At 60.5% G+C, this 23,160-nt stretch carries 19 protein-coding genes and 1 pseudogene; 14 read left to right on the forward strand and 6 right to left on the reverse strand.

What is annotated here, in order from left to right:
• Positions 1-69: 69 nt before the first annotated feature.
• The 3 genes from BTE54_RS16680 to BTE54_RS16690 all read right to left on the reverse strand — a co-directional run bounded on the left by BTE54_RS16680 (position 70) and on the right by BTE54_RS16690 (position 4,266).
• Positions 70-1,092 carry a LacI family DNA-binding transcriptional regulator gene (locus tag BTE54_RS16680; protein ID WP_078053207.1) on the reverse strand — a complete coding sequence of 341 codons (1,023 nt, stop codon included), beginning with the start codon at positions 1,090-1,092 and terminating at the stop codon, positions 70-72.
• A gap of 340 nt (positions 1,093-1,432) precedes the next feature.
• The gene (locus BTE54_RS16685) at positions 1,433-3,016 is read right to left on the reverse strand and encodes a DHA2 family efflux MFS transporter permease subunit (RefSeq protein ID WP_003520997.1); all 1,584 of its coding nucleotides are present in this window, start codon (positions 3,014-3,016) and stop codon (positions 1,433-1,435) included.
• A 35-nt stretch (positions 3,017-3,051) separates the two neighbouring features.
• Positions 3,052-4,266, reverse strand: a complete 1,215-nt coding sequence (locus tag BTE54_RS16690; RefSeq protein WP_078053208.1) for an HlyD family secretion protein — start codon at positions 4,264-4,266, stop codon at positions 3,052-3,054.
• 160 nt (positions 4,267-4,426) lie between these two features.
• On the opposite strand from BTE54_RS16690, the gene BTE54_RS16695 reads away from it, so the two are divergent.
• The 7 genes and pseudogenes from BTE54_RS16695 to BTE54_RS16725 all read left to right on the forward strand — a co-directional run bounded on the left by BTE54_RS16695 (position 4,427) and on the right by BTE54_RS16725 (position 13,883).
• Positions 4,427-5,113 carry a TetR/AcrR family transcriptional regulator gene (locus tag BTE54_RS16695; RefSeq protein ID WP_065656355.1) on the forward strand — a complete coding sequence of 229 codons (687 nt, stop codon included), beginning with the start codon at positions 4,427-4,429 and terminating at the stop codon, positions 5,111-5,113.
• A gap of 163 nt (positions 5,114-5,276) precedes the next feature.
• The gene (locus BTE54_RS16700; protein WP_078053209.1) at positions 5,277-6,038 is read left to right on the forward strand and encodes a TerC family protein; all 762 of its coding nucleotides are present in this window, start codon (positions 5,277-5,279) and stop codon (positions 6,036-6,038) included.
• A 155-nt stretch (positions 6,039-6,193) separates the two neighbouring features.
• Positions 6,194-6,492, forward strand: a pseudogene (locus tag BTE54_RS16705) (GIY-YIG nuclease family protein).
• A 155-nt stretch (positions 6,493-6,647) separates the two neighbouring features.
• A complete protein-coding gene (locus tag BTE54_RS16710) occupies positions 6,648-8,420 on the forward strand; it encodes an SLC13 family permease (protein ID WP_078053210.1) in 1,773 nt (590 codons plus the stop codon).
• Positions 8,421-8,631: 211 nt separating this feature from the next.
• Complete coding sequence (gene gltX, locus BTE54_RS16715; protein WP_078053230.1) at positions 8,632-10,089, forward strand: glutamate--tRNA ligase; 1,458 nt, start codon at positions 8,632-8,634, stop codon at positions 10,087-10,089.
• 248 nt (positions 10,090-10,337) lie between these two features.
• A complete protein-coding gene (gene lysS / locus BTE54_RS16720; RefSeq protein WP_078053211.1) occupies positions 10,338-11,837 on the forward strand; it encodes a lysine--tRNA ligase in 1,500 nt (499 codons plus the stop codon).
• Between the two features lie 306 nt (positions 11,838-12,143).
• On the forward strand, positions 12,144-13,883 hold the full coding sequence (locus BTE54_RS16725; protein WP_078053212.1) for a patatin-like phospholipase family protein: 1,740 nt from the start codon (positions 12,144-12,146) through the stop codon (positions 13,881-13,883).
• 52 nt (positions 13,884-13,935) lie between these two features.
• Here the strand turns inward: BTE54_RS16725 and BTE54_RS16730 are convergent, their stop codons facing one another.
• Positions 13,936-14,838: a hypothetical protein gene (locus tag BTE54_RS16730; RefSeq protein ID WP_198939173.1), complete on the reverse strand. Its 903-nt coding sequence runs from the start codon at positions 14,836-14,838 to the stop codon at positions 13,936-13,938.
• Positions 14,839-15,179: 341 nt separating this feature from the next.
• Here BTE54_RS16730 and BTE54_RS16735 point away from each other — a divergent pair, with 341 nt between their 5' ends.
• From BTE54_RS16735 to BTE54_RS16755, 5 genes are all read left to right on the forward strand, one after another.
• Positions 15,180-16,043 (forward strand): metal ABC transporter substrate-binding protein, encoded by an 864-nt coding sequence (locus BTE54_RS16735; RefSeq protein WP_280940564.1) that lies wholly within the window; start codon positions 15,180-15,182, stop codon positions 16,041-16,043.
• The gene (locus tag BTE54_RS16740) at positions 16,040-16,948 is read left to right on the forward strand and encodes a manganese/iron ABC transporter ATP-binding protein (protein WP_198939170.1); all 909 of its coding nucleotides are present in this window, start codon (positions 16,040-16,042) and stop codon (positions 16,946-16,948) included. The genes BTE54_RS16735 and BTE54_RS16740 overlap by 4 nt, the downstream gene beginning before the upstream one ends.
• Positions 16,929-17,789: a metal ABC transporter permease gene (locus tag BTE54_RS16745; protein WP_078053215.1), complete on the forward strand. Its 861-nt coding sequence runs from the start codon at positions 16,929-16,931 to the stop codon at positions 17,787-17,789. Before BTE54_RS16740 ends, BTE54_RS16745 begins: the two co-directional genes overlap by 20 nt.
• Entirely contained in the window at positions 17,786-18,640 is an 855-nt protein-coding gene (locus BTE54_RS16750; protein WP_078053216.1) for a metal ABC transporter permease, read from the forward strand. The genes BTE54_RS16745 and BTE54_RS16750 overlap by 4 nt, the downstream gene beginning before the upstream one ends.
• 209 nt (positions 18,641-18,849) lie before the next feature.
• A complete protein-coding gene (locus BTE54_RS16755; protein ID WP_003499086.1) occupies positions 18,850-19,023 on the forward strand; it encodes a DUF1328 domain-containing protein in 174 nt (57 codons plus the stop codon).
• 58 nt (positions 19,024-19,081) lie between these two features.
• Here the strand turns inward: BTE54_RS16755 and BTE54_RS16760 are convergent, their stop codons facing one another.
• Entirely contained in the window at positions 19,082-19,813 is a 732-nt protein-coding gene (locus BTE54_RS16760; protein ID WP_065656346.1) for an SDR family oxidoreductase, read from the reverse strand.
• 199 nt (positions 19,814-20,012) lie between these two features.
• On the opposite strand from BTE54_RS16760, the gene BTE54_RS16765 reads away from it, so the two are divergent.
• On the forward strand, positions 20,013-20,786 hold the full coding sequence (locus BTE54_RS16765) for an IclR family transcriptional regulator (protein WP_003523122.1): 774 nt from the start codon (positions 20,013-20,015) through the stop codon (positions 20,784-20,786).
• A 106-nt stretch (positions 20,787-20,892) separates the two neighbouring features.
• Here BTE54_RS16765 and tal read toward each other — a convergent pair whose 3' ends face one another.
• On the reverse strand, positions 20,893-21,858 hold the full coding sequence (gene tal / locus BTE54_RS16770; protein WP_065656345.1) for a transaldolase: 966 nt from the start codon (positions 21,856-21,858) through the stop codon (positions 20,893-20,895).
• Between the two features lie 206 nt (positions 21,859-22,064).
• Here tal and BTE54_RS16775 point away from each other — a divergent pair, with 206 nt between their 5' ends.
• Positions 22,065-23,039, forward strand: a complete 975-nt coding sequence (locus tag BTE54_RS16775; RefSeq protein ID WP_198939171.1) for a sugar-binding transcriptional regulator — start codon at positions 22,065-22,067, stop codon at positions 23,037-23,039.
• The last annotated feature ends 121 nt before the right edge of the window (positions 23,040-23,160 follow it).

The following is a 23,160-nucleotide window of genomic DNA, read 5'->3' on the forward strand; positions in this document are numbered from 1 at the left end:
AGCGTTTTTTAAAAGTAGCCGCATTTCCGGACGGAAAACCGGCGGCCACTTTTCCTGGAAATGCTCTCATCAGGGAAGATTGTCCCTGAGGAATATGTCGATACGGATACGTTCCTGCGCGGCGATGACGGGCAGACCGTCGGCCCGCGCCTTCAAGACGCGGATGGCGCTGCGTACTTCGTGGCCGGCATCCTGGTTGAGCACGGCGTCCAGCAGCCCTTCCCGCAGCGCATTGGCGGTGTTTTCCGTCAGTTCATGGGCGATGACCGAAAGCGCTCTTTCGCCCTCGGCCGCGCCAAGCGCGCGGATGAGGCCGCGATTGCCCGCGCCGAGGCTGTAGATGCCGGAGAGCTCGGCATTGCCGAGCGCCTTGCGCACCAGCGTCTCGACGGTCAGCGGATCGTCCCTGCCCTCCAGCACCGGCAGTAGCCGCAATTGCGGAAATTCGGATTCGATGACGGCGCGAAATCCTTCCAGACGTTCGCGATGGTCGCGCACCAGCATGGAGCCGGCGACAACCGCGACATCGCCGCCGCGCCCGGAGAGAAAACGTCCCATCAGGCTCGCCGCCGTGCGCCCGGCCGCGACGTTGTCCACGCCGGCATAATGATCCCGCCGCGAACCGGAAAGATCGGACACCAGCGTCACCGTGGCGATGCCGTCTTCGGCCAGCCGGTCCGCGGCTTCCGCCACATCTTCGGAATCGGTGGCGACGAAGGCGACGCCCGAGGGCTTTTCCCGCCGCGCGACTTCCAGAGCCTCCGTCAGCGCGGAGGCATTGAAGGGCGGCACCTCGATGACGCGGATCGCCGTGCGCTCCAGATGCGCCCGTGCCGCTGCGGCCCGCACTTCGGCGCGCAACGTCGCCATGAAGGAATTGTCATTGCCCGGCAGGATGAAGACCAGCGAATAATTGCGGCCCTTGGCCAGATTGGCGGCCGCGATATCGCGCACATAACCAAGCTCGGCAATGGCCGCCTCCACCCGTGCCCGCGTTGCCGCATGCACGCCGGGGCGCATGTTCAGCACCCGGTCGATGGTGGCGAGACTGACGCCCGCCCGCTCGGCGATATCGTGAACTGTCGGCTTCATGGCTCCTCCCTCCCCTTGCATATCCAGCTTTGCAGTCGAGGTAAACTGAAAAATGATGTACGTACCTCATATTTCGCGGAAAGCGGTGTCGGGTTGGTGGCTCTTCGCGAAACGGTGCCGCGCGTTTCTTCTCCCCGAGGGGGAGAAGGTGGCCCGAAGGGTCGGATGAGGGGGCAAGCTCTCCGAATATCTCTACCCTCGCCCCCTCATCCCGCTGCCGCGGACTTCTCCCCGGCGGGGAGAAGAAATATGCCGCCCTCGCTCGCTCCATATTCAAAACAAAAAAGGGGCCGTCATTTCCGACGGCCCCAGCTCTGCGGTGGATGGGAGGGGATTCTTGTTAGTGCGCCGCGTCTGGCGGCGGCGCTGCCTTGGGTTTCTGGATCAGCACGGTCATGAAGATCAGGCTCGAGAACAACAGTGTCAGCGCGAAGAACACATCCGCGAAGGCCAATATCCATGCCTGCTGCGAGACCATGCCAACCAGTTTCTTGACGGCGACGGACGCGCCGTCCAGCCCGTAGGAATCGTAGTTGGCGCCGACACTGTTCAGCCATTCCAGCGCCTGCGGGTTGGAATAGCTCACATGTTCGGCCAGCCGCACATAATGGTCGTCCGTGCGCTGCGACAGCATGGTGTTGATGATGGCAAGACCGACCGCGCCGCCGAGGTTACGGGTAAGGTTGAACAGGCCGGACGCATTGCGGATGCGGGCCGGCGGCAGGGTGCCGAGCGCGATGTTGTTGATCGGCACCATGCACATCATCAGGCCGAAACCGCGCAGGATCTGCGGGATCAGCAGCTCGTAGAAATCCCAGTCGGTCGTCACATGCGTCATGATCCATGTGCCGCAGCCGAAGCTGATGAAGCCGATGGCCATCATCGCCCGCGGATCGAGCTTGGTGGAGACCTTGCCGGCAATCGGCGCGGTGAAGAACATGGCAAGACCGGAGACGAACATGGTCTCGCCGATCATCAGCGCATCGTAACCACGCACCCGGCCGAGATAGAGCGGGTAAAGATAGGTCAGCCCGTATAGCCCGATGCCCATGACGAAGGAGAAAAGCGAGCCGATGGAGAAGTTGCGGTCGGCGAAGGCGCGGATATCGACGACAGGGAATTCCACCTTGAAGGCGCGCCAGAAGAACACGACCGCGCCGATGACCATGGCGACCGTTCCCATGACGATATGCTCGTCGTTGAACCAGTCCTTGTTGTTGCCCTCTTCAAGCACATATTCCAGCGAGCCGAGGAAGACGGCCATGGAGATCAGCCCCCACCAGTCGAACTTCTTCCAGAGCGACTTTTCCGGCTTGTCGAAATCGATCAGGCTCCAGGTGAGGATGGTGACGATGATGCCGGGGATGATGTTGACGAGGAACAGCCAGTGCCAGGAAAAGGCATTGGAGAGATAACCGCCGACCGTCGGGCCGATGGTGGGCGCAAGCGTGGCGACGAGACCGATGATCGGTGACACGACCGAACGCTTCGAGGGCGGGAAGATCGTGAAGGCGGCGGCGAAGACGGAGGGGATCATGCCGCCGCCGATAAAGCCCTGGATCGCGCGGTAGACGATCATCTGGTCGATATTGGTGGCTGTGGCGCAGAGCGCGCTCGATATGGTGAAGCCGGCCGCGCAGGTGGCGAAGAGCACGCGCGTGGAGAGAATGCGCGCCAGCGTGCCCGACAGCGGTATCATGATGACTTCGGCGATCAGATAGGAGGTCTGCACCCAGGCGATCTCATCGGAACCCGCGCCGAGACCCGCCTGGATTTCCGCGAGCGACGCGGAGACAATCTGAATGTCGAGGATGGACATGAACATGCCGAAGACCATCGCGAAAAACGCGATGAGCCTGCGCCTGTCCATCGGGGGATCGGCGGGGATGGACGCCCCGCCCGTACCGACAACCGTAGCCGCCATGAATCTTGACCTCAACGGCGCATCAGCGATGCGCCTTACTTGGCTTCCGGGTTAACTTGCGCCGTTCTGGTGCCTTCCGGCGCCGTGCGGGTATCGACATCGACAACGACGCTGAGGCCGGCGCGCAGATTGTGCTTTGCAAGGTCTTCCCTAGAGAAGACGATACGAACCGGCACACGCTGGATGACCTTGGTGAAGTTGCCGGTCGCATTTTCCGGCGGCAGCATGGAGAAGACCGAGCCCGAGCCGGGCGAAATCGACTGCACCGTGCCCTCGATCGTCGCGTCGTCAAAGGCGTCGACATGCACGCGCACCTTCGAACCGGGCACGACGCGGGCAAGCTGCGTCTCCTTGAAATTGGCGTCGATATAAAGCTCGTTCATCGGCACCAGCGAAGCCAGACGCTTGCCGACAGACACCAGATCGCCGTTCTGAACCGCCAGATTGCCGATGACGCCGTCATAAGGCGCCTTCAGAACAGTGAAGGAAAGATCGCGGGCGGCCTTGTCGCGGGAAAGCTGCAGCGAACGGATCGTGCTTTCGGCTTCCTCGCGCTGGGCGCGCAGGAGTTCAACATTGGCCTTGGCCGAGGAGATGGCGGCATCGCCGGCCACGACATTCGCCTTGGCCTGATCGAGCGCGACCTGCGCATTGTCGGAAGCGGCAACCGTGCCGACATCCTTCGCCTGCAGCTCGCTGGCGCGCTTCTGGGTGATTTCGGCACCGCGAAGGGCGGCATCCAGCGCACCCTTCTGGGCGACGGCCTGCTCCAGCGAAGCTTCGCCGCCGACGATCTGCGCATCGATGCGCTTCAGTGACAGTTGCTCGGTGCGAATCTGGGCTTCGGCCTGATCGAGCGCGATGCGATAATCGCCGTCGTCCAGCGTCACCAGCGGATCGCCCGCCTTGACTTCCTGGTTCTCGACCACGTTCACCCTGGCGACATAGCCCGAAACCTTCGGTGCGATGACGGCGATATCGCCTTCTATATAGGCGTCGTCCGTCGACACCATGAAGCGGCCGTCGACCCACCAGTTGTAACCGTACCAGCCGGCGCCGGCGAGAAGGGCAACCGCGATGACCGGCAGAAGCTTCGAACGCTTCTTCTGCTTCGGCGCCGCAATGGTCTGGGGCTGCTGCGGCGGCGCGGCCTCGGCCGGCTTTGCTGGAGAGGTCTCGGCCTTGGCGGAGATATCCGCCTCTTCCGCATCGTTGACGGCGCGAACCGCGCTATTCTTCTGGGCCGACATGGGAGCTTACCGTGATAAATTGAAGAAAGTTTTTCGAACTGAACCGTTCGGTTCGATTGACATAATCTCTTTCCTGACACATATCAAGTGTTATCGAACCGATTGGTTCGACGTTCGGTTAATTTTTTTTACGCCATTGCGATGCTAAGAGACGGTAGCGATGGCAGGTGAAGACAGGGATATGGAGACGGAAACGGAAACGGGCTGTCCGGGCAATGCCGCCGGGCGTTTTGCGGCGGGTGAAGACCCGGCCAAGCGCGAGCAGATTCTGGCGGGCGCCTGGCGTGTGTTCAAGCGCAAGGGCTTCGATGCGGCCAGCATGAACGACATCACGCGTGAAGCCGGCGTTTCCAAGGGCACGATCTATGTCTATTTCTCCAACAAGGAAGATTTGTTCGTCGCCCTCGTCGACCACCATCGCAACGAATTCGCCACCTCCATGCGCCATATTCTCGAGGGCACCGAGGAGGTGCGCGAGGGGCTGGAACAGTTCGGCAAGGCCTTTGCCAACAAGATGATCTGTTCGGACATGATCCCTGCCATGCGTTCGGTGCTCGGCGTCATCGATCGCATGCCGAAACTGGCGCAGCGCTTTTTCCTTTCGGCTCCGAACAATGTGCGCACCGTGCTCCTGGACTTCATCGAACATCAGGTCGAGATCGGCCATCTGAAAGTGGACGATCCTGAGCTGGCCGCCCGGCAATATATCGAGCTTTCCACCGGCACCTTCTTCAAGCTGCGGCTGTTCGGCGAACTGGAAGGCCCGGTTCCCGACGAGGAACTGGACCGGGTTATCAGCAGCGCCATCAACGTATTCATGGCGGCTTACGGAACAGACAAGGCCTGAGATCATTCAGCAACGGCGTGAACGCCAATACGCGGCCTGCGCGAAATTTCGATGAAATCTTGCGCCCCGGAGCCATCAACTCCTTGTTTCTCGCGTATTGCGCTATAAATTCCACCCACCGAATGTTTCGGCTGGCCTTGTTGCTGAAAGGAAAACCTACCTGATGGAGTCCGTTCTCCCTCTTCTATCTGACCCCGCCGCCTGGGTGGCGCTCGTCACACTGATCGTCATGGAGGTCGTGCTCGGCATCGACAACCTGATCTTCATCTCCATCCTCACCAACAAGCTGCCGCCCGAACAGCGTGAAAAAGCCCGCAAGATCGGTATAGGCCTTGCGCTCGTCATGCGCCTCGGCCTGCTCGGCACCGTCGCATGGATCGTGCAGCTCACCACGCCGGTTTTCGAAGCCTTCGGCCACCCCTTCTCGTGGAAAGACATGATCCTCATAGCGGGTGGTCTCTTCCTGGTATGGAAGGCGACCAAGGAAATTCACCACAATGTCGACCCGGAAGATCACAAGGAAGACATGGTGGGTGGCCCGGCCGCGATGAATTTCGGCGCCGCCATCGGCCAGATCCTGTTGCTCGACCTTGTTTTCTCTGTAGACAGCATCATCACCGCCGTCGGCATGACGCCGCATCTGCCGATCATGATCGTCGCCGTCGTCGTTGCCGTCACCGTCATGCTGCTCGCCGCAACGCCGCTCGCCAACTTCATCGAGCGCAACCCCACCATCGTCATGCTGGCGCTCGCCTTCCTGATGATGATTGGCACGACGCTGATCGCCGAAGGCATGGGCTTCCATGTTCCGAAGGGCTACGTCTATGCCGCCATGGCGTTCTCGGCGCTGGTGGAACTGCTCAACATGCTGGCCCGCAATGCGAGGCAGCGCAAAAAGGCGGAGGCGGCAGGCGATACGCACTAACGGCATCTCGCCACCGTCATTCCGGCCTTGAGCCGGAATCCAGCCAGCCCAAGTCATTGGGCTGAAAGGACTCTTCTCGCCGCGCAGACGCGCGGCGGCTGGATACCGGATCAAGTCCGGTATGACGGAAATAATTTCGCCTCTTGCCAAAAATAATGACCTTTGCGCATGCTTTTCTCATGCGCCAAGGTTACGTTTATATTCTTGCATCCAAAAGAAACGGGACGCTCTATACTGGCGTAACAAGCGACCTTTCTCACCGTTTATATGAATATCAGAACAACCTGACCCCCGGATTCACAACGCGTTATGGCGTTAAGACGCTTGTGTGGTTCTCGTCACGGACGCAATTGCGAGAGAAAAGACGATAAAAAACTGGCCGCGGGCATGGAAGATCAAGTTGATTGAAGATCTCAATCCAGCCTGGGACGACATTGCCCATTTTCTTCTCTGACGATGCCTCCGCTCCGTCATGCCGGCTCACGGCCGGTATGACGAAGAGATAGGAATGACATCCAGCCCGGAACCGCTTCACCCCGGCTTGCGTTCTTCGATATCCTCATCGATAGAGTCATTCCCGCCGACTCTCCTTCGAAAGCATAAGCCAGCATGACGACAGACCAGATTCTCGCCTTCACCGTCATCGCCGGCATGATGGTCGCGTTCATCTGGGACAGGCTGCGTTACGATGTCGTCGCCTGCAGTGCGCTGCTTGTGGCCGTCGCGCTCGGCGTCGTGCCTTTCGAAAAAGCTTTTTCCGGTTTTTCGGACGATATCGTCATCATCGTCGGCAGCGCGCTGGTGGTCAGCTCGGCCGTGGCGAGGTCGGGCATCGTCGATATGACGATCAAGAAATATTTCCCCGAAATGCACTCCAAGAGCCTGCAGCTCGCCTTCCTGATGATCGTCGTCGCCGTCATGTCGGCCTTTATCAAGAATATCGGCGCGCTCGCCATCATGATGCCGGTCGCCTTCCAGTTCGCCCGCAAATCCGGCAGCCCGGTCTCCTATTATCTGATGCCCATGGCGTTTGCCGCCCTGCTCGGCGGGCTGATGACGCAGATCGGCACCTCGCCCAACATCGTCGTGTCGCGGCTGCGCGAGGAAATGACCGGGCAGAGTTTTTCGATGTTCGACTTCACGCCCGTCGGCGCGGGACTGACCGTCATCGGCATCATCTTCCTGACCTTCGGTTACCGGCTGCTGCCGGTGCGCAACCGCCAGCAGGCGTCGGTGGAGGATATTCTCGACCAGTCCGCCTATACCGCTGAAGCCACCCTGCCCGGCGACAGCACCCATGCGGAGAAGCCGCTGCGCGAATTGCTGAAACAGGCCGACGGCGATGTGATCGCCAGCACCATCCTGCGCGGGCCGCGGCGCATCTCCCCCTTCCCCGACGTGACGCTGAAGGCGGGTGACACGATTCTCCTCGAAGGCAGCCCGGAAGGGCTGGACCGCATCGTCTCGCAGGCGAAGCTTCTGCTTTCCGGCAAGCCGCTGATGGAAAACGGCCAAAAAACCGCAGATCTCATTTCCATGGAAGCGGTGATCAGCAATGAATCGGTTCTGAACGGCATTTCGGCGCGTGAACTCGCGCTGTCCTATACGCGTGGCGTCAATCTGATCGCCGTCAGCCGGCGCGGCCAACGCGTCAGCCAGCGGCTCTCCGAGCTGACATTGCAGGCGGGCGACGTCATTCTTTTGCAGGGCAGCCGCAAGAACCTGCCGCAGGTATTGCAGGAATTTTCGCTCTTGCCGCTGGCGCAGCGGGAAATCCTGCTGGGCGTGCAGCGCCGCGCGCTTCTGCCCGTCATCGTGCTCGCCGCCGCCATGATCGCCGCCGGCAGCGGGCTGGTGCCGGTCTCCGTCGCCTTTTTCGCCGCTGCCTTCATGATGATCGTGGTCGGCGCCATCCCGCTCACCGAGGTCTATAAATCCATCGACGGGCCGATCCTCGTCATGCTCGCCGCCCTTATTCCCGTCAGCGACTCGCTCCGCACCAGCGGGGCGAGCGAACTGATCGCCGCCTGGCTCGGTCATGCCGCGCAGGGATTGCCGCCCTTTGCGGCGCTTGGCATGATCCTGCTCACCGCCATGGCAGTGACGCCCTTTCTCAACAATGCCGCCACCGTGCTGGTCATGGCCCCCATCGCCGCCGGTTTCGCCACCACACTCGGTTTCCGGCCGGAGGCCTTTCTGATGGCGGTGGCTATCGGCGCCGGCTGCGATTTCCTCACACCCATCGGCCACCAGTGCAATACGCTGGTCATGGGCCCCGGCGGTTATCGCTTCAGCGACTATCCGCGCCTTGGCCTGCCGCTGTCGATCATGATCGTCATCGCCAGCATTCCCATGCTGCTTTACGTCTGGCCAGTGAACTAGGGCTCTCAGCTGGGACGCTGAACCAGCGCGGGCTTCGTATTTCCTTGACGCCTGCGGTAGAATATGGCCTAAGCCGAAGCCGAACGGGAATGTGCAAAAGGCGCTTTCATTGCGTCTTCCAACATGATTTCCTGCCGCATCCAAACGAAAACATCGTGACAGACGGGTGAACCGCCCCGATGTCACTGCCACGTCACGACGAGTGAATTTCATGACCACTTCCGGCGTTCGCGTCCGCATCGCACCTTCCCCCACCGGCGAGCCGCATGTCGGCACCGCCTATATCGCGCTGTTCAACTATCTCTTCGCCAAGAAACATGGCGGCGAGTTCATCCTGCGCATCGAGGATACCGACGCCACCCGCTCGACCCTCGAATATGAGCAGAAGGTGCTGGAAGCGCTGCGCTGGACCGGGCTGACCTGGTCGGAAGGCCCGGATGTCGGCGGCCCCTACGGTCCCTACCGCCAGTCCGAGCGCAAGGCCATGTACTGGCCCTATGCCGAAGAGCTGCTGGAAAAAGGCCATGCCTTCCGCTGTTTCTGCACGCCCGAGCGGCTGGAAGAAATGCGCGAAGCCCAGCGCGCCGCCGGCAAGCCGCCGAAATATGATGGCCATTGCCTCAACCTGAAGGCCGAGGAAGTGACCGCGCGCGTTGCCGCCGGTGAAGCCAACGTCGTGCGCATGAAAATCCCGGCCGAAGGCTCGTGCGATTTCCATGACGGCGTTTATGGCGATGTCTCGATCCCGTGGGATTCGGTCGATATGCAGGTGCTGATCAAGGCCGACGGCATGCCGACCTATCACATGGCCAACGTCATCGACGACCATCTAATGAAGATCACCCATGTGGCGCGCGGCGAAGAATGGCTGGCCTCTGTGCCCAAGCACATTCTGCTTTACCGTTATTTCGGCTGGGACCAGCCCAAGTTCATGCATCTTTCGCTGATGCGCAACGCCGACAAGTCCAAGCTTTCCAAGCGCAAGAACCCGACCTCGATCTCCTATTATTCCGCGCTCGGTTACCTGCCGGAAGCGCTGATGAACTTCCTTGGCCTGTTCTTCATCCAGATCGCCGAAGGCGAAGAACTTCTGACCATGGACGAGCTGGCGGCGAAGTTCGACCCGGAAGCGCTTTCCAAGGCCGGCGCCATCTTCGACATTCAGAAGCTGGACTGGCTGAACGGCCGCTGGCTGCGCGAAAAGCTTTCGCCGGAAGAGTTCATTGCCCGCACACTGGAATGGGCGATGGAGAATTCCCGCCTGACTGAGGGCCTGAAGCTTGCGCAGAGCCGCGTTTCCAAACTCGGCGAGCTGCCGAACCTTGCCGGCTTCCTGCTCGCAAGCGATGCTGGCCTCACACCCGCTTCCTTTGCCGGTCTGAAGAGCAAGCCGGAGGAAATCCACGAAATCCTCACCACGGTTGCAGCAGACCTCGAAAAGATGCCGGACTGGAATGTGGAAGCGATCGAGGCCGAACTGCGCGATGTGGCCGAACGCACCGGCAAGAAGCTGCGCGTCGTCACGCCGCCGCTGTTTGTGGCCATGTCCGGTTCCTCGCGCTCGCTGCCGCTGTTTGATAGCATGGCGCTGCTTGGCCGCTCCGTGGTGCGTCAGCGCCTGAAGGCTGCGATTGCCGTTGTGGCCACGATGGTGGGCAGCGGAAGCTGATAGTTATGTGCTGGCGGTGACGGCAGCATTCTGAATATACCCCTCTGCTCGGGGTACCCCCTCTGCCCTGCCGGGCATCTCCCCCTCAAGGGGGGAGATCAGGTGCCGCACCCGCTCGTTCCATGGGCAAGGTGCCCGCCGCTTGTCGATCTCCCCCCTTGAGGGGGAGATGCCCGGCAGGGCAGAGGGGGGTAAGCCCCGAGCGCAAAGGGTAATTGCAACGAACAAGCCCTCTGAAAGCGAATACGATGAACGACAAGACGACCGAAACCACCGCCCTCTCCTCCGACGCCACCGAAGTGCGCCGCCAGAAACTTGCGCTGCTGCGCGAGCAGATCGGCGATGTCTATCCGGCGCATTTCCACCGCACGCTGACCAATGCCGAGCTCGCGGAAAAATATGCCGATATCGAAGCCGACGTCGAAACCGGCGATACGGTGACGGTGGCGGGTCGCGTTTATTCCTCGCGCAATTCCGGCATGTTCATGGACATCCATGACGCCTCGGGCAAGGTGCAGATCTTCTCCCACAAGGATACGACGCCGGAAGCGGCGCGCAACCTTTTGCCGATGATCGATATCGGCGACATCATCGGCGTGACCGGCAAGGTGCGCCGCACCAAGCGCGGCGAGCTGACGATCAACGCCGAAGAAATCACCATGCTGACGAAGTCGCTGCTGCCGATGCCGGAAAAGTGGCACGGCGTCTCCGACATCGAGCTGCGTTACCGCAAGCGCCACCTCGACATTCTCTCCAACGAGGAATCCAAGCTGCGCTTCCTGCAGCGCTCGAAGATCCTCTCCGGCATTCGCCGTTTCATGGAGGCCGAAGGCTTCCTCGAAGTGGAAACACCGATGCTGCAGACCATCTATGGCGGCGCGACGGCCGATCCGTTCAAGACCTTCCACAATACGCTGAAGATGGACATGTATCTGCGCATCGCGCCGGAACTGTTCCTGAAGCGCACGCTGGTTTCGGGCCTCACCGACAAGGTGTTCGAAATCAACCGCAACTTCCGCAACGAAGGCGTTTCCACAAGGCACAATCCTGAATTCACCATGATGGAGTGCTATTGGGCCTATGCCGACTACGAAGACATCATGGGTCTCGTGGAGCGGCTGTTCGAGACGCTGGCGATTGCCCTGCACGGCACAACCGAAGTGGAATTCCAGGGCCAGACGATTTCCTTCAAGGGACCGTTCAAGCGCGTGCCGATGCCTGAGGCGGTGAAGGAAGCAACCGGTATCGATTTCCTTGGCCTCAAGACCGACGAAGAAGCCCGAGCCGCCGCCAAGGCTGCCGGTTTTGCCGTCGAAAAGGACTGGACCTGGGGCGAATGCCTTGCCTTCATCTTCGAAGAAAAGGTGGAAGGCACGCTGATCCAGCCGAGCCACGTCACGCATTTCCCGAAGGACATCTCGCCCTTCGCCAAGGAAGTGCCGGGCGAACCGCGCCTCGTCGAGCGTTTCGAAAGCTATTGCAACGCCTGGGAAGTGGGCAATGCCTTCTCCGAACTCAACGACCCGGAAGAACAGCGCCGCCGCATGGTGGAGCAGCTGGAACAGGCGCACGCCCGCGGCGAAAAGGACAAGCAGCTGGACGACGAGTTCCTCGACGCCATCGACCAGGGCATGCCGCCCGCCGGCGGCCTCGGCATCGGCGTCGACCGCCTGATCATGCTGCTCACCAATGCTCCGTCGATCCGCGACGTCATCCTCTTCCCGGCCCGCCGCAACAAGGCGGACTGATCGGACGAAACCCGGGGCGGCCTCACGGCCGCCTTCCGCGCCCCGATTTTCTCGCTGGTGGCGAAGGGCGTATTTTCTTGACGTCGGGGAGTGTGGCGAGGTTTCGCCCGTTTGTCTGCCGGTTTTCCTCTCCAGAGATAGACGCCCGCAAGTAATCATCCGGCTTTCAGCGAACGGATCGTGCAAGTTTATTTAACTTTTAGTAGAATATACTGGCGACCTCACCTCAACTTGTGATACCCATTCTCCATCATTCGCATTGTGTTTGACGGCTTTCGATCAGGAGCCGCCGGGGGGGAAATACGCATGCCCGAGAATGAGCTTCCCAAATACCAGCCCGATATGTTTGCCGCACCTGAAAAGGAATGCGACGTGGTGATGAAAGGCGGCATCACCTCCGGCGTCGTTTATCCCTATGCGGTTCTGGAACTGGCGCGCCGGTATCGCTTCCGCTCGATAGGCGGCACATCGGCGGGGGCGATTGCCGCCGCCTTTGCGGCGGCGGCGGAATATTCCCGCACGGTCAGAAACGATCCGAATGGCTTCACCCGCCTGCAGGCTCATTGCGACACGATACCCACCATTCTGGACAGGCTTTTCCAGCCCCAGCGCCGTTTTCGCCCGCTGATGCGTTACCTGCTGTGGGCGCAGGCCGGCGGCTGGCCGGGCAAGGTCCTAGGCTTGCTCCTTGCTTTTCCGCTGGCAGCCATAGTTGGCATTGTCATCGGCGCCGGCGCCTTGTGGGTTCTGGGCGGCGGTTGGGCCGGGTCGGTTCTCGGGGGATTGGTGGGAATGCTGGCCGGCATCCTCGGCCAGATCCTGTGGCTGGTTTTCTACCGGTTGCCAAGAGACGGCTTCGGTTTCTGCTCGGGACTGACGGTTTCCGATGCCGAGGTTCCGGGCCTGACGGAATGGCTTCATGCATCGATCCAGGACATCGCTTTCGGCAGCGACGCAGCAACCGCGCCACCGCTGACCTTCGGCGATCTCATCGGCGCGGAGCCGGAGAAGCCGGTCATCAACCTCAAGATGGTGACGACGAACCTGTCGATGCGGCGGCCGCACACGCTTCCGACCACCAGTCTCATGGTGGCTTACGATCCGACGGAATGGAGCCAGCTCTTTCCCGCGGCCGTGATGAACTGGCTCAAGCAGATCGCAACACCGGGCGGCCCCTTTCCCGAACTCAAGGCTTTTCCGGAGCCCGCCCAGTTGCCGGTCATCATCGCAACGCGCATGAGCCTGAGCTTCCCGGTGCTGTTCAAGGCCATTCCGGCCTATACCAATGATCGCGGCACGCTGGATATCGTGCAGCGTCTCGGCGGCAAAGCGCGGCCCGTCATGAAGGCGAAAATCTGGTTCTCCGATGGCGGCATCAGCAGCAACTTCCCCATTCATCTTTTCGATGCCCTGCTTCCGTCGCGTCCCACTTTCGCGCTTAGCCTCGATGAATTGCCGAAATCCATCGCCAGCAGCGGTAAGCGCGTCACGATCCCGCAGGCGGCCGGCGAAGGGATCGGCGTGCCCGTTCACAAGATGGAAAAAATGAGCGGCTTTCTCGGCAGCATCCTCAGCTCGGCGAAGGACTGGCAGGATCAGTCGCTCGCCACCATGCCGGGCCAAAGAGAACGCATCGCCCGCGTTTTCCTCAACGAGGAGGAAGGCGGGCTGAACCTCACCATGCCGCCGGAACGCTCTGCGAAGCTGATGAGCTACGGCCTCGAGGTCGGGTCGCTCTTCGCCAATGGCGCGCTGGATTTCGACGAGCATCGCTGGCGACGGACGCTCGTTGCCTATGATCGGCTGGAAGACACGGTGTTTGCGACTGAGCGGCTGTGGAACGAAGGCAAATATCAAGACTGGCTGACGGGCTATATCGACGAGATCGAGAGCTACGAAGCCGTGACAAAGGGCGATAGGGAAAAGCTGATCGCCCGCATTGCCGCCTTTGCCGCCCTGTCGCAGAGTTTCTCTCCGGCAATCGTCAACAAACGGAAGAAATTTCCAAATCCGGCTGGCCGACTTCGGATCGGGCCGGATATCTGACACGTCAGATGCGAGCCACGGAAGGGTTCGGGGAGAAACCGCCCTCGCCCGCTTAGTGGCTCGCGGCCTTTTTCTCCGCACCGGGTTCTTCCGCCGGCGCATTTTCGGCAGCCGGCTTTTCTTCCGCCGCCTGTGCAGTCGTCGAGCCTTTGCCGAAGATCAGCGATTTCAGATAGGACAGGCTGAAGATGCTGCCGCCATCGGCTTCCGGCGTCGAGGTCAGAAGTTCGTCGGCAGCCGGTTCGCCATGCGCTTCGGGAGACGGGGTTTCGCCATGGGCAGCCCCGCCTTCGTTGGCTTCCGCCGGCGCGCCGCCATGGCCGCCCGCGCCGTCATCTTTGGTTTCGCCGTGTCCCGTCGCAGTTTCCGCGGGTTTTCCTTCATGGCCTTCGGAACCGGCATCCAGAGCCGGGGTCGCACAATCGGCCGAATCGCTGAGGCCTGCCGCCAGCGCCTCGGCATCTTCCAGCGGCAGATCGATACGCAAGCCGTAAAACTGGCCGCTGGCATTGGCGGCGCCATCGTAATAAAAGGCCGAATAACGATGGGCATCCGCGCCTTCGGGAATTTTTGCCGGATCGGGAATGAAAACCACCTGTGCGGCAATGGCACGGCCACGCATTTCCGAGCGCAGCTGCGGACCGTTCTTGTCGAGCACGGAGACCTGAACCAGATCGGGTTTCTGCTTGTCGTAAACCGCCCTTGCGACACGAAGCGCAGTCTTCAGCCGCTCTGTGCCGTCACCGCCCTGGGTACGAATGAATTTGCGGACCCAAAGGGAACCGTTCTTGCGGATATTGACCGTCTGGACCGCGTCGCAGGAAAGCCCGTTAGTGGAGGCATAGGATGGGCCGAGCAGCCGCTCGCTGCCGATAAATACGGCAGCAGAGCCGGTCGCACCCGCCAAAAGCAGGATCCCGCCTCCAATCATAACGAGCTTGCGCGAAAACCGCATTCGTCCGAATACAGCTTTCACCCGCAACATCCTGACATCAAGTACCCCGTCTTACGCCCTCACCCCAAAACGTGGCTCGAAGGATGAGGAACACACGCGGGACAAGCTCCGGACCACGCTGTCCGAGCCTTGCGATAGTGCCGCTTTCTCATTGAAAAAAGTTTAATCCCGCCGGTGCAACACCGGCAAAAACGCACCATTTTCGGACATTTGCGAAATGCACTAATTTGCGAATGATTTGCAATAGCGTTGACAAGCGTGATTTTATAACAGATGGTATTGCGAATTAATCGCAACAAAATCTGGTGAGCCCCGTGAACGTCCATAAAATCCGCCACGCGATTTTCGCTTTTTCGCTTTTTCTGCCCGGCGCTGCCCTTGCTCAGGAAAAGCCGACTGTCGTGACGACCTTCACCATCATCGCCGACATGGCGCGCAATGTGGCGGGCGATGCGGCCGAGGTGGAAAGCATTACCAAGCCGGGCGCTGAAATTCACAACTACCAGCCAACGCCGCGCGATATTCTCAAAGCCCGCAAGGCCGATCTGGTGCTTCGCAATGGCCTCAATCTGGAATTGTGGTTTGAAAAGTTCCTGGCCAACCTTTCCGGCGTGCCGAGCGTGACGGTGAGCGACGGCGTGGAACCGATGGCCATCAGCGGCGGCGCCTATCAGGGAAAACCCAATCCCCACGCCTGGATGTCGCCCGATAACGCCTTGATCTACGTGGAAAATATCCGCAAGGGCCTGACCGAAATCGACCCTGCCCATGCCGATGTCTATGCCGCCAATGCCAAGGCCTATTCGGACAAGATCAGAGCCACCGTGCAGCCGATCCGCGACACGCTTTCCGTTCTGCCGGAAAACAAGCGCTGGTTGGTAACGAGCGAAGGCGCGTTTTCTTATCTCGCCCGCGATTTCGGCCTGAAGGAACTGTTCCTGTGGCCGGTCAATGCCGACAGCCAGGGCACACCGCAGCAGGTGCGCGGCGTGATCGACGCCATGCGCGCGCACAATATCCACGTCATCTTCAGCGAAAGCACGGTTTCCGCCGATCCCGCAGAGCAGGTGGCCAAGGAAACCGGCGCGGCCTATGGCGGCATCCTCTATGTGGACTCGCTGAGCGAGGCGGACGGCCCGGTTCCGACCTATCTGGACCTTTTGCGCGTGACCAGCGAAACCATTGCCAAGGGGCTGTCTTCATGAGAATGGGCAGTAAAAAATCAGGCGGCGGCCTGACGGTTCAAAATGCGACAGTGACTTATCGAAACGGCCACACCGCATTAAGAAATGCCAGCTTTTCCATCCCCCGCGGAACGATCACTGCACTTGTCGGCGTCAATGGCGCCGGCAAGTCCACGATTTTCAAAGCGATCATGGGTTTCGTGCCGCTGGCCGCCGGCTCCGTCTCTATTTTCGACCTGCCGGTGAAGGAAGCGCTCAGGAAAAACCTCGTCGCTTATGTGCCGCAGGCCGAGGAGGTGGACTGGAGCTTTCCGGTGCTGGTGGAGGATGTGGTGATGATGGGCCGTTACGGCCACATGAATTTCCTGCGCATTCCCTCGAAACGCGACCATCACATGGTCGAAGAGGCGCTGAAACGCGTCAATATGCTGGACTATCGCAAGCGCCAGATCGGCGAACTTTCCGGCGGGCAGAAGAAGCGGGTGTTTCTGGCCCGCGCGCTGGCGCAGGAGGGTCAGGTGATCCTGCTGGACGAGCCTTTCACCGGTGTCGATGTGACAACGGAAGAGCAGATCGTCGCGCTTTTGAAGGCGCTGCGCGATGAGGGCCGCGTCATGCTGGTCTCCACCCATAATCTCGGCAGCGTGCCGGAATTCTGTGACCGCGCCGTCTTCGTCAAGGGCACGGTGCTGGCATCGGGCAAGACGGCGGATACCTTCAACGAGGAGAACCTGCAAAAAGCCTTCGGCGGCAGCCTGCGCCACTTCGTGCTTGGCGGGGCAGACCTGCATAACGACGCCGACCCGCGCCGGGTGAAGGTTATCACCGATGACGAGCGGCCTTTCGTGATTTACGGCAAGAATGGCCAGAACGGACATGATCCGCAGGCTCCGAAAGAAAAAGTCGATGATAAACAGCCTTCTTGAGCCTTTCACCTATGGTTACATGTTGAACGCCATCTGGGTCAGCGCACTGGTGGGCGGCGTCTGCGGTTTTCTCTCGGCCTATCTGATGCTGAAGGGCTGGTCGCTGATCGGCGATGCGCTGTCCCATGCCATAGTTCCGGGTGTGGCGGGCGCCTATATGCTGGGCCTGCCCTTTTCGCTCGGCGCGTTCCTTTCCGGCGGGCTTGCGGCCGGTTCCATGCTGTTCCTGAACCAGAAGACACGACTGAAGGAAGACTCCATCATCGGGCTGATCTTCACCTCGTTTTTCGGGCTTGGCCTGTTCATGGTGTCGCTGTCGCCCACCTCGGTGAATATCCAGACCATCGTGCTCGGCAATATTCTGGCGATCACCGCCGAAGACACCATTCAGCTGGCGCTGATCGGCGGCATCAGCCTCATCGTGCTGGCGCTGAAATGGCGTGACTTCATGGTGGTGTTCTTCGATGAGAACCACGCCCGCACCGTGGGGCTGAAGCCGGAAGTGCTGAAGGTGATCTTCTTCACCCTGCTGGCCGCTTCCACGGTTGCCGCCCTCCAGACCGTTGGGGCCTTCCTCGTCGTCGCCATGGTGGTGACGCCGGGCGCCACCGCCTATCTGCTGACTGACCGTTTCGAGCGGCTGATCCTGATGAGCCTCATCATCGGCGCGGCCACCAGCTTCGTCGGCGCTTACCTCAGCTATTTCCTCGACGGTGCGACCGGCGGCGTCATCGTCGTGCTGCAGACCGCGATATTCCTTGCTGCCTTCTTTTTCGCGCCCAAGCACGGGCTTCTCGCTTCCCGCGCCAAGGCACGCAGGGCGCTGGAGGAGACGCCATGAGCGACTATCTCGAACTCGCCATCCTGCCGTTTCAGCTGCCCTTCATGCAATATGCCTTCGTCATCACCCTGATGATCGCGGTGCCGATGGCGATGCTCTCCTGTTTTCTGGTGTTGAAGGGCTGGTCGCTGATGGGGGATGCGGTTTCCCACGCCGTGCTGCCCGGTGTGGTGCTGGCCTATATCGTCAACATCCCGCTTTCCATCGGCGCCTTCATCGCCGGCATGATCTGCGCGCTCGGCACCGGTTTCATCAAGGAAAACAGCCGCATCAAGGAAGACACGGTGCTGGGCATCGTTTTTTCCGGCATGTTCGGGCTGGGGCTGGTGCTTTATGTGAAAGTGCAGAGCGATGTGCATCTCGACCACATCCTCTTCGGCGACATGCTGGGCATTGCGCCGTCGGACATGCTGGAGACGGGCCTGATCGCACTTTTCGCCACGCTGTTTCTCGGCATTCTCCGCAAGGATCTGCTGGTCAACGCCTTCGATGCGCAGCATGCGAAAGCCATCGGCCTGCCAGTGCGGGTGCTGCATTACGGTCTGCTGATGGTTCTGTCGCTCACCGTCGTCGGGGCGCTGAAGGCGGTGGGTATCATCCTCTCGGTCGCCATGCTGGTCGCGCCGGGCGCAATCGCCTTCCTGCTGACCCGGCGTTTTTCCGCCATGCTGCTGGTGGCCATTGCGGTGGCGATAACCTCATCGCTGGCAGGCATATGGCTGAGCTTCCTCATCGACAGCGCGCCGGCCCCCACTATCGTCATGTTCATGAGCCTTGCTTTCGTTGCCACCTTCATCCGCACCACCTTGAAGGCGAGGAAGATCGATGCGGCAGGGGAAACAGGCTTCTAGAGCATTTCCAGGAAAAGTGGACCCCGGTTTTCCGTCCGGAAATGCGCCAAAACAAGAGTTAGAGTGTTTTCGCTATTCGAAGAAAAGCGAAAACACTCTAAAATAACGATTTTTGCGGGCGTATGGAACATTTTCGCCTTTTGCGCGTCATTTTACCGAGCCTGTCGCGGGGCGGCGGGCTCGGGAAATTATGCAAAAGGGGAAGCGCCATGCTGAAGTGGGCTCTTATTTTCTTTGTTATCTCTTTAATCGCGGGCGTATTCGGCTTTACCGGCATTTCGGCAGCCGCGGCGGGCGTGGCCCGAATCCTGTTCTTCATCGCCGTGGTGATCTTCCTGGTCTTCCTCGTGCTTGCACTGATGGCCGGAAGCGCCGTCGTCTGAATGAAAAAAGGCGACCGGCTTTTACGCCGGTCGCCTCTCCTCTCTCCCTTAAAAAGATTCAGCCCGTCCAACCGCCGTCAATGACGTGAATCTGGCCGGTGGTGAAACCTGCCTCGTCCGACGCGAGATAGGTAACCAGCGCCGCGATTTCTTCCGGCGTGGCGATGCGGCCCATCGGCTGGCGGGCGATGAAATCGGCCAGCGCCTGTTCGTAATTGCCCGTGGCGCGCAGGCGGTCATGCAGGGACGGGCTATCGACCGTGCCGGGGCAGATGGCGTTGCAGCGAATGCCCTTGGTGACGAAATCGGCAGCAATCGCCTTAGTCAGACCCACCACGGCCGCCTTGGAGGCGGTATAGGCGAAACGGTTCGGCACGCCCTTCACACTGGAAGCGACGGAAGACATGTTGACGATTGCGCCCTTGCCCTTTTCCAGCATGCCGGGCAGGAAGGCGCGGCAGGTGCGATACATGGCCTTGGCGTTGAGATCGAAGGAGAAATCCCAGTCCTTCTCTTCGCAATCGAGAATGGTGCCGGAGTGAACGAAACCCGCGCAGTTGAACAGCACATCCGCATGGCCGATATCGGCGGCGAAATCCTTGACGCCATCGCCATCCAGCACGTTCAGAACCCGGGTTTCCGCACCCTTCAGCGTCGAAAGCGCCTGTTCATTGATATCGGTGGCGATGACGCGTGCACCGAGCGAGACGAACCGCTCTGCTGCCGCCCGGCCGATACCCTGACCGGCGGCGGTGATCACCACTGTCCGGCCGTTAAAATCCTGCACCATGAATAGCCTCCCGCTAAGGCCCGCCCGCCCTTCAGGCACCGGACCGCTGAATTTCGATGATCTCAAATATGGATCGACAATTCATATGTAAACGCGGTATTCATATGGCGTCAAGCAAACTTGCGTCGATGTCGGCTATCGGGCAACCATATTTTCAGGCTGCCCACCCGGCGACCGCGCAAAACACCATCGAGGCCAGATGACCGACGACGACAGCGAAAGATATCGCGCTCCCGCCCTCGACAAGGGTCTGGACATTCTCGAACTTCTGGCCCGTACCGATGGCGGGCTGACGCAGATCGAGATCGCCAAGTCTATCGGCAAAAGCCCGAACGAGCTTTATCGCATGCTGGACCGGCTGGTGCGCCGCGGCTATGTGCAGCGACTTGACGGAGACCGCTTCTCACTGACGCTGAAGATGTTCGGGCTGGCGCATTTCCACGCGCCGATCCGCCGGCTGGTTTCTTTCGCCGCACCGGTCATGCGCGATTTTTCGGCAAGCGCCGAGCAGGCCTGTCATCTGGCGGTTTATGATCGCGGCAGCGTCGTTGTCATCGCCCAGCAGGAATCGTCCACCTACTGGGCCATGTCCATGCGGGTCGGCGCGCAGATGAGCCTGTTCCACACCGGCTCCGGCCATGTGCTTCTGGCCTTCCAGACGGAAGCGCAGCGCCAGATCATGATAACTGAACAGGTGCGCGGCAGCGGCGAAACCGTGCCGCCGGACCTTGCCGGGCGGCTGGCGGAGGTGCGCAAAAACGGTTTCGAATCCATGGACAGCCTTCAGACCGCCGGCGTGCGCAATATTTCCGCCCCGGTGCTGACGCTGGACGGCACTGCGCTTGCCGTCATCACCTGCCCCTATATTACCCCGCTTGGCGGCAAGGCCCCGACACGCGAGGCCTGTGAAGCGCTGATCCGCGAGGCGGCAAAGCGGATTTCCGAAGTGGCGACGGGAAACGGAAATTCCTGAAACGCACAAAAAAACGCGACCGGCAGGGACCCGATCGCGTTTTGAGTGACTGGAGATTTATATCTCTTAAACGCAGGGGGAACGTGGATGGTTCCCCCTTTTTGTATCAGGCCGCAGCCAGCGTCAGTTCCTTGCGGACCATTTCGCGCAGCGTCACCAGATCCTTGGCGAAGAGGCGGATGCCTTCCGAGAGCTTCTCGGTGGCCATCGCATCTTCGTTGAGCGCCCAGCGGAATGCCTTCTCGTCGAGCGACTGCAGCGGCTCTGCCTTGACATTGTCGGGCGAAAGCTTGCGCTCCAGCTTGCCGCTGTCCTTGTCCAGCTCTTCCAGCAGCGCCGGGCTGATCGTCAGGCGGTCGCAACCGGCCAGCGCTTCGATTTCGCCGACATTGCGGAAGGAAGCGCCCATGACGACGGTGCTGATGCCATTGGCCTTGTAGTAATTGTAGATGCTGCGCACAGAAACGACGCCCGGATCGGTCTCGGCGGTGTAGGTCTCACCGGTGGACTTCTTGTACCAGTCGAGAATACGGCCAACGAAGGGCGAGATGAGGAAGACCTTGGCTTCGGCGCAGGCAATCGCCTGTGCCTGCGAGAACAGCAGGGTCAGGTTGCAGTCGATGCCTTCGGACTGGAGAACCTCGGCAGCCTTGATGCCTTCCCAGGTGGAGGCGAGCTTGATGAGGATACGTTCACGCTCGATGCCGCGCTCCTTATAGGCGGCAATGATGTGGCGCGCCTTGGTGATGGAGGCTTGCGTGTCGAAGGAAAGGTCGGCATCGACTTCGGTCGACACACGGCCGGGAACGAGGCCGGCAAGGGCTGCGCCCACGGAAATGGCAAGACGGTCGGCAACGGCGGCAACCACGGCGTCGGACTGGCCGCCCTGCTTCTTGCCCCATGCGACGGCTTCCTTCACCGCATCGGCAAAGGCCGGTGTGCCGAGCGCCTTCAGAACGATGGTCGGGTTGGTGGTGCAATCCACCGGCTTCAGGCGCGCAACCGCCTCGATATCGCCGGTATCGGCAACGACCGTGGTGATGGCGCGAAGTTGTTCGAGTTTGGATGTCATATCTGATGATCCTTCATGATCTCTTTAAAACTTGCTCTGCCGTCATTTCGTTCCCGCACCGGGGGTGCGCCCAAGGCCGAAATCGCGGTTTGTCCGGCTCCGACTATCGCAAGCGGCACGGTCGAAAGTCAAGACATTTGCGCATCGCAATTGACATAAGTTTCACGCCTGCGATACTCGGCCGCTCATAAAGAATGGCGGAAACCGTGGCGAAACTGAGAAGAGAAACCCATACGGCCTATTCGGAAGCGGCGTCTCTGCGGCTGCGCGCCGCATGGCTCTATTATAATCAGGGCATGACGCAGAAGGATGTCGCCGAGAAACTGGGCATCAGCCGCTCCACCGTCATCCGCCTTCTGGACGAGGCGATGAAGCGCTCCGAAGTGCAGATATGGATCAATGAAGGCATTGAGGATTTCGTCGAGCTGGCCGGCCGGCTGGAGGCGGCCTACGGGCTGGACGAGGCGGTGATCATCCCTTCCCCGGATAAGGCGAACGCCGAAGGCACGGCCAAGGCCGTCGGGCTGGCGCTCGGGCAATTCCTCTCAGAAGCGGTGCCGAATGAGGCCACCATCGGCGTCGGCTGGGGCCGCACCATGACCGCCTCGCTTTCCAGCTTCCGCCCGCCGCGCCGGGAAAATTGCAAGGTCGTCTCGCTGCTCGGCGGTATCGTCGCCGTGCACCAGACCAACCCGCTCGATTACACCTGGCGGCTGGCGAGCGCGCTCGGGGCGGAATGTTACATGTTTCTCGCGCCACTGCTGGTGGATTCGGTTGAGACCAAACGGGCGCTGATCGAAAAATGCGGGCTCGCGACGCTTTACGATCTCGCCGAAGCGCTCGATCTCGCCATCGTCTCCTGCGGCGATATCGGCCCGCATTCGACCTCGCTGTCGGAAGGCTTCATTTCCAAGACGACGCTGCAGGAACTCATCGATGCTGGCTGCGTCTGCGACACCATGTTCAATTTCATCGATGCCGAAGGTCGCTCGGTCGATCACCCGATCAACCAGCGCGCCATGGCAATCGATCTCGACACGCTGCGCAAGGCAAAACACATCGTGCTGGCCTCCGGCGGCGCCCACCGCGCCATCGCCATCCGCGCCACGATCAAGCGGATCGGGTGCAATACGCTGATTACAGACGAGGCGGCGGCAAGAGCGTTGATGGAGCTGGTTTAGGCCTCGTCGGGCCATTCGCGGGCAGTCATCCAACCTCCTCCGTCATCCTCGGGCTTGTCCCACTGCTGTCCGGTTTAAATTTGGTGGACATGGCGCACGGTGTTGATTCTACTCGTATTCG

Source organism: Agrobacterium sp. YIC 4121 (assembly GCF_002008205.1).
Taxonomy (GTDB): Bacteria; Pseudomonadota; Alphaproteobacteria; order Rhizobiales; family Rhizobiaceae; genus Agrobacterium; species Agrobacterium leguminum.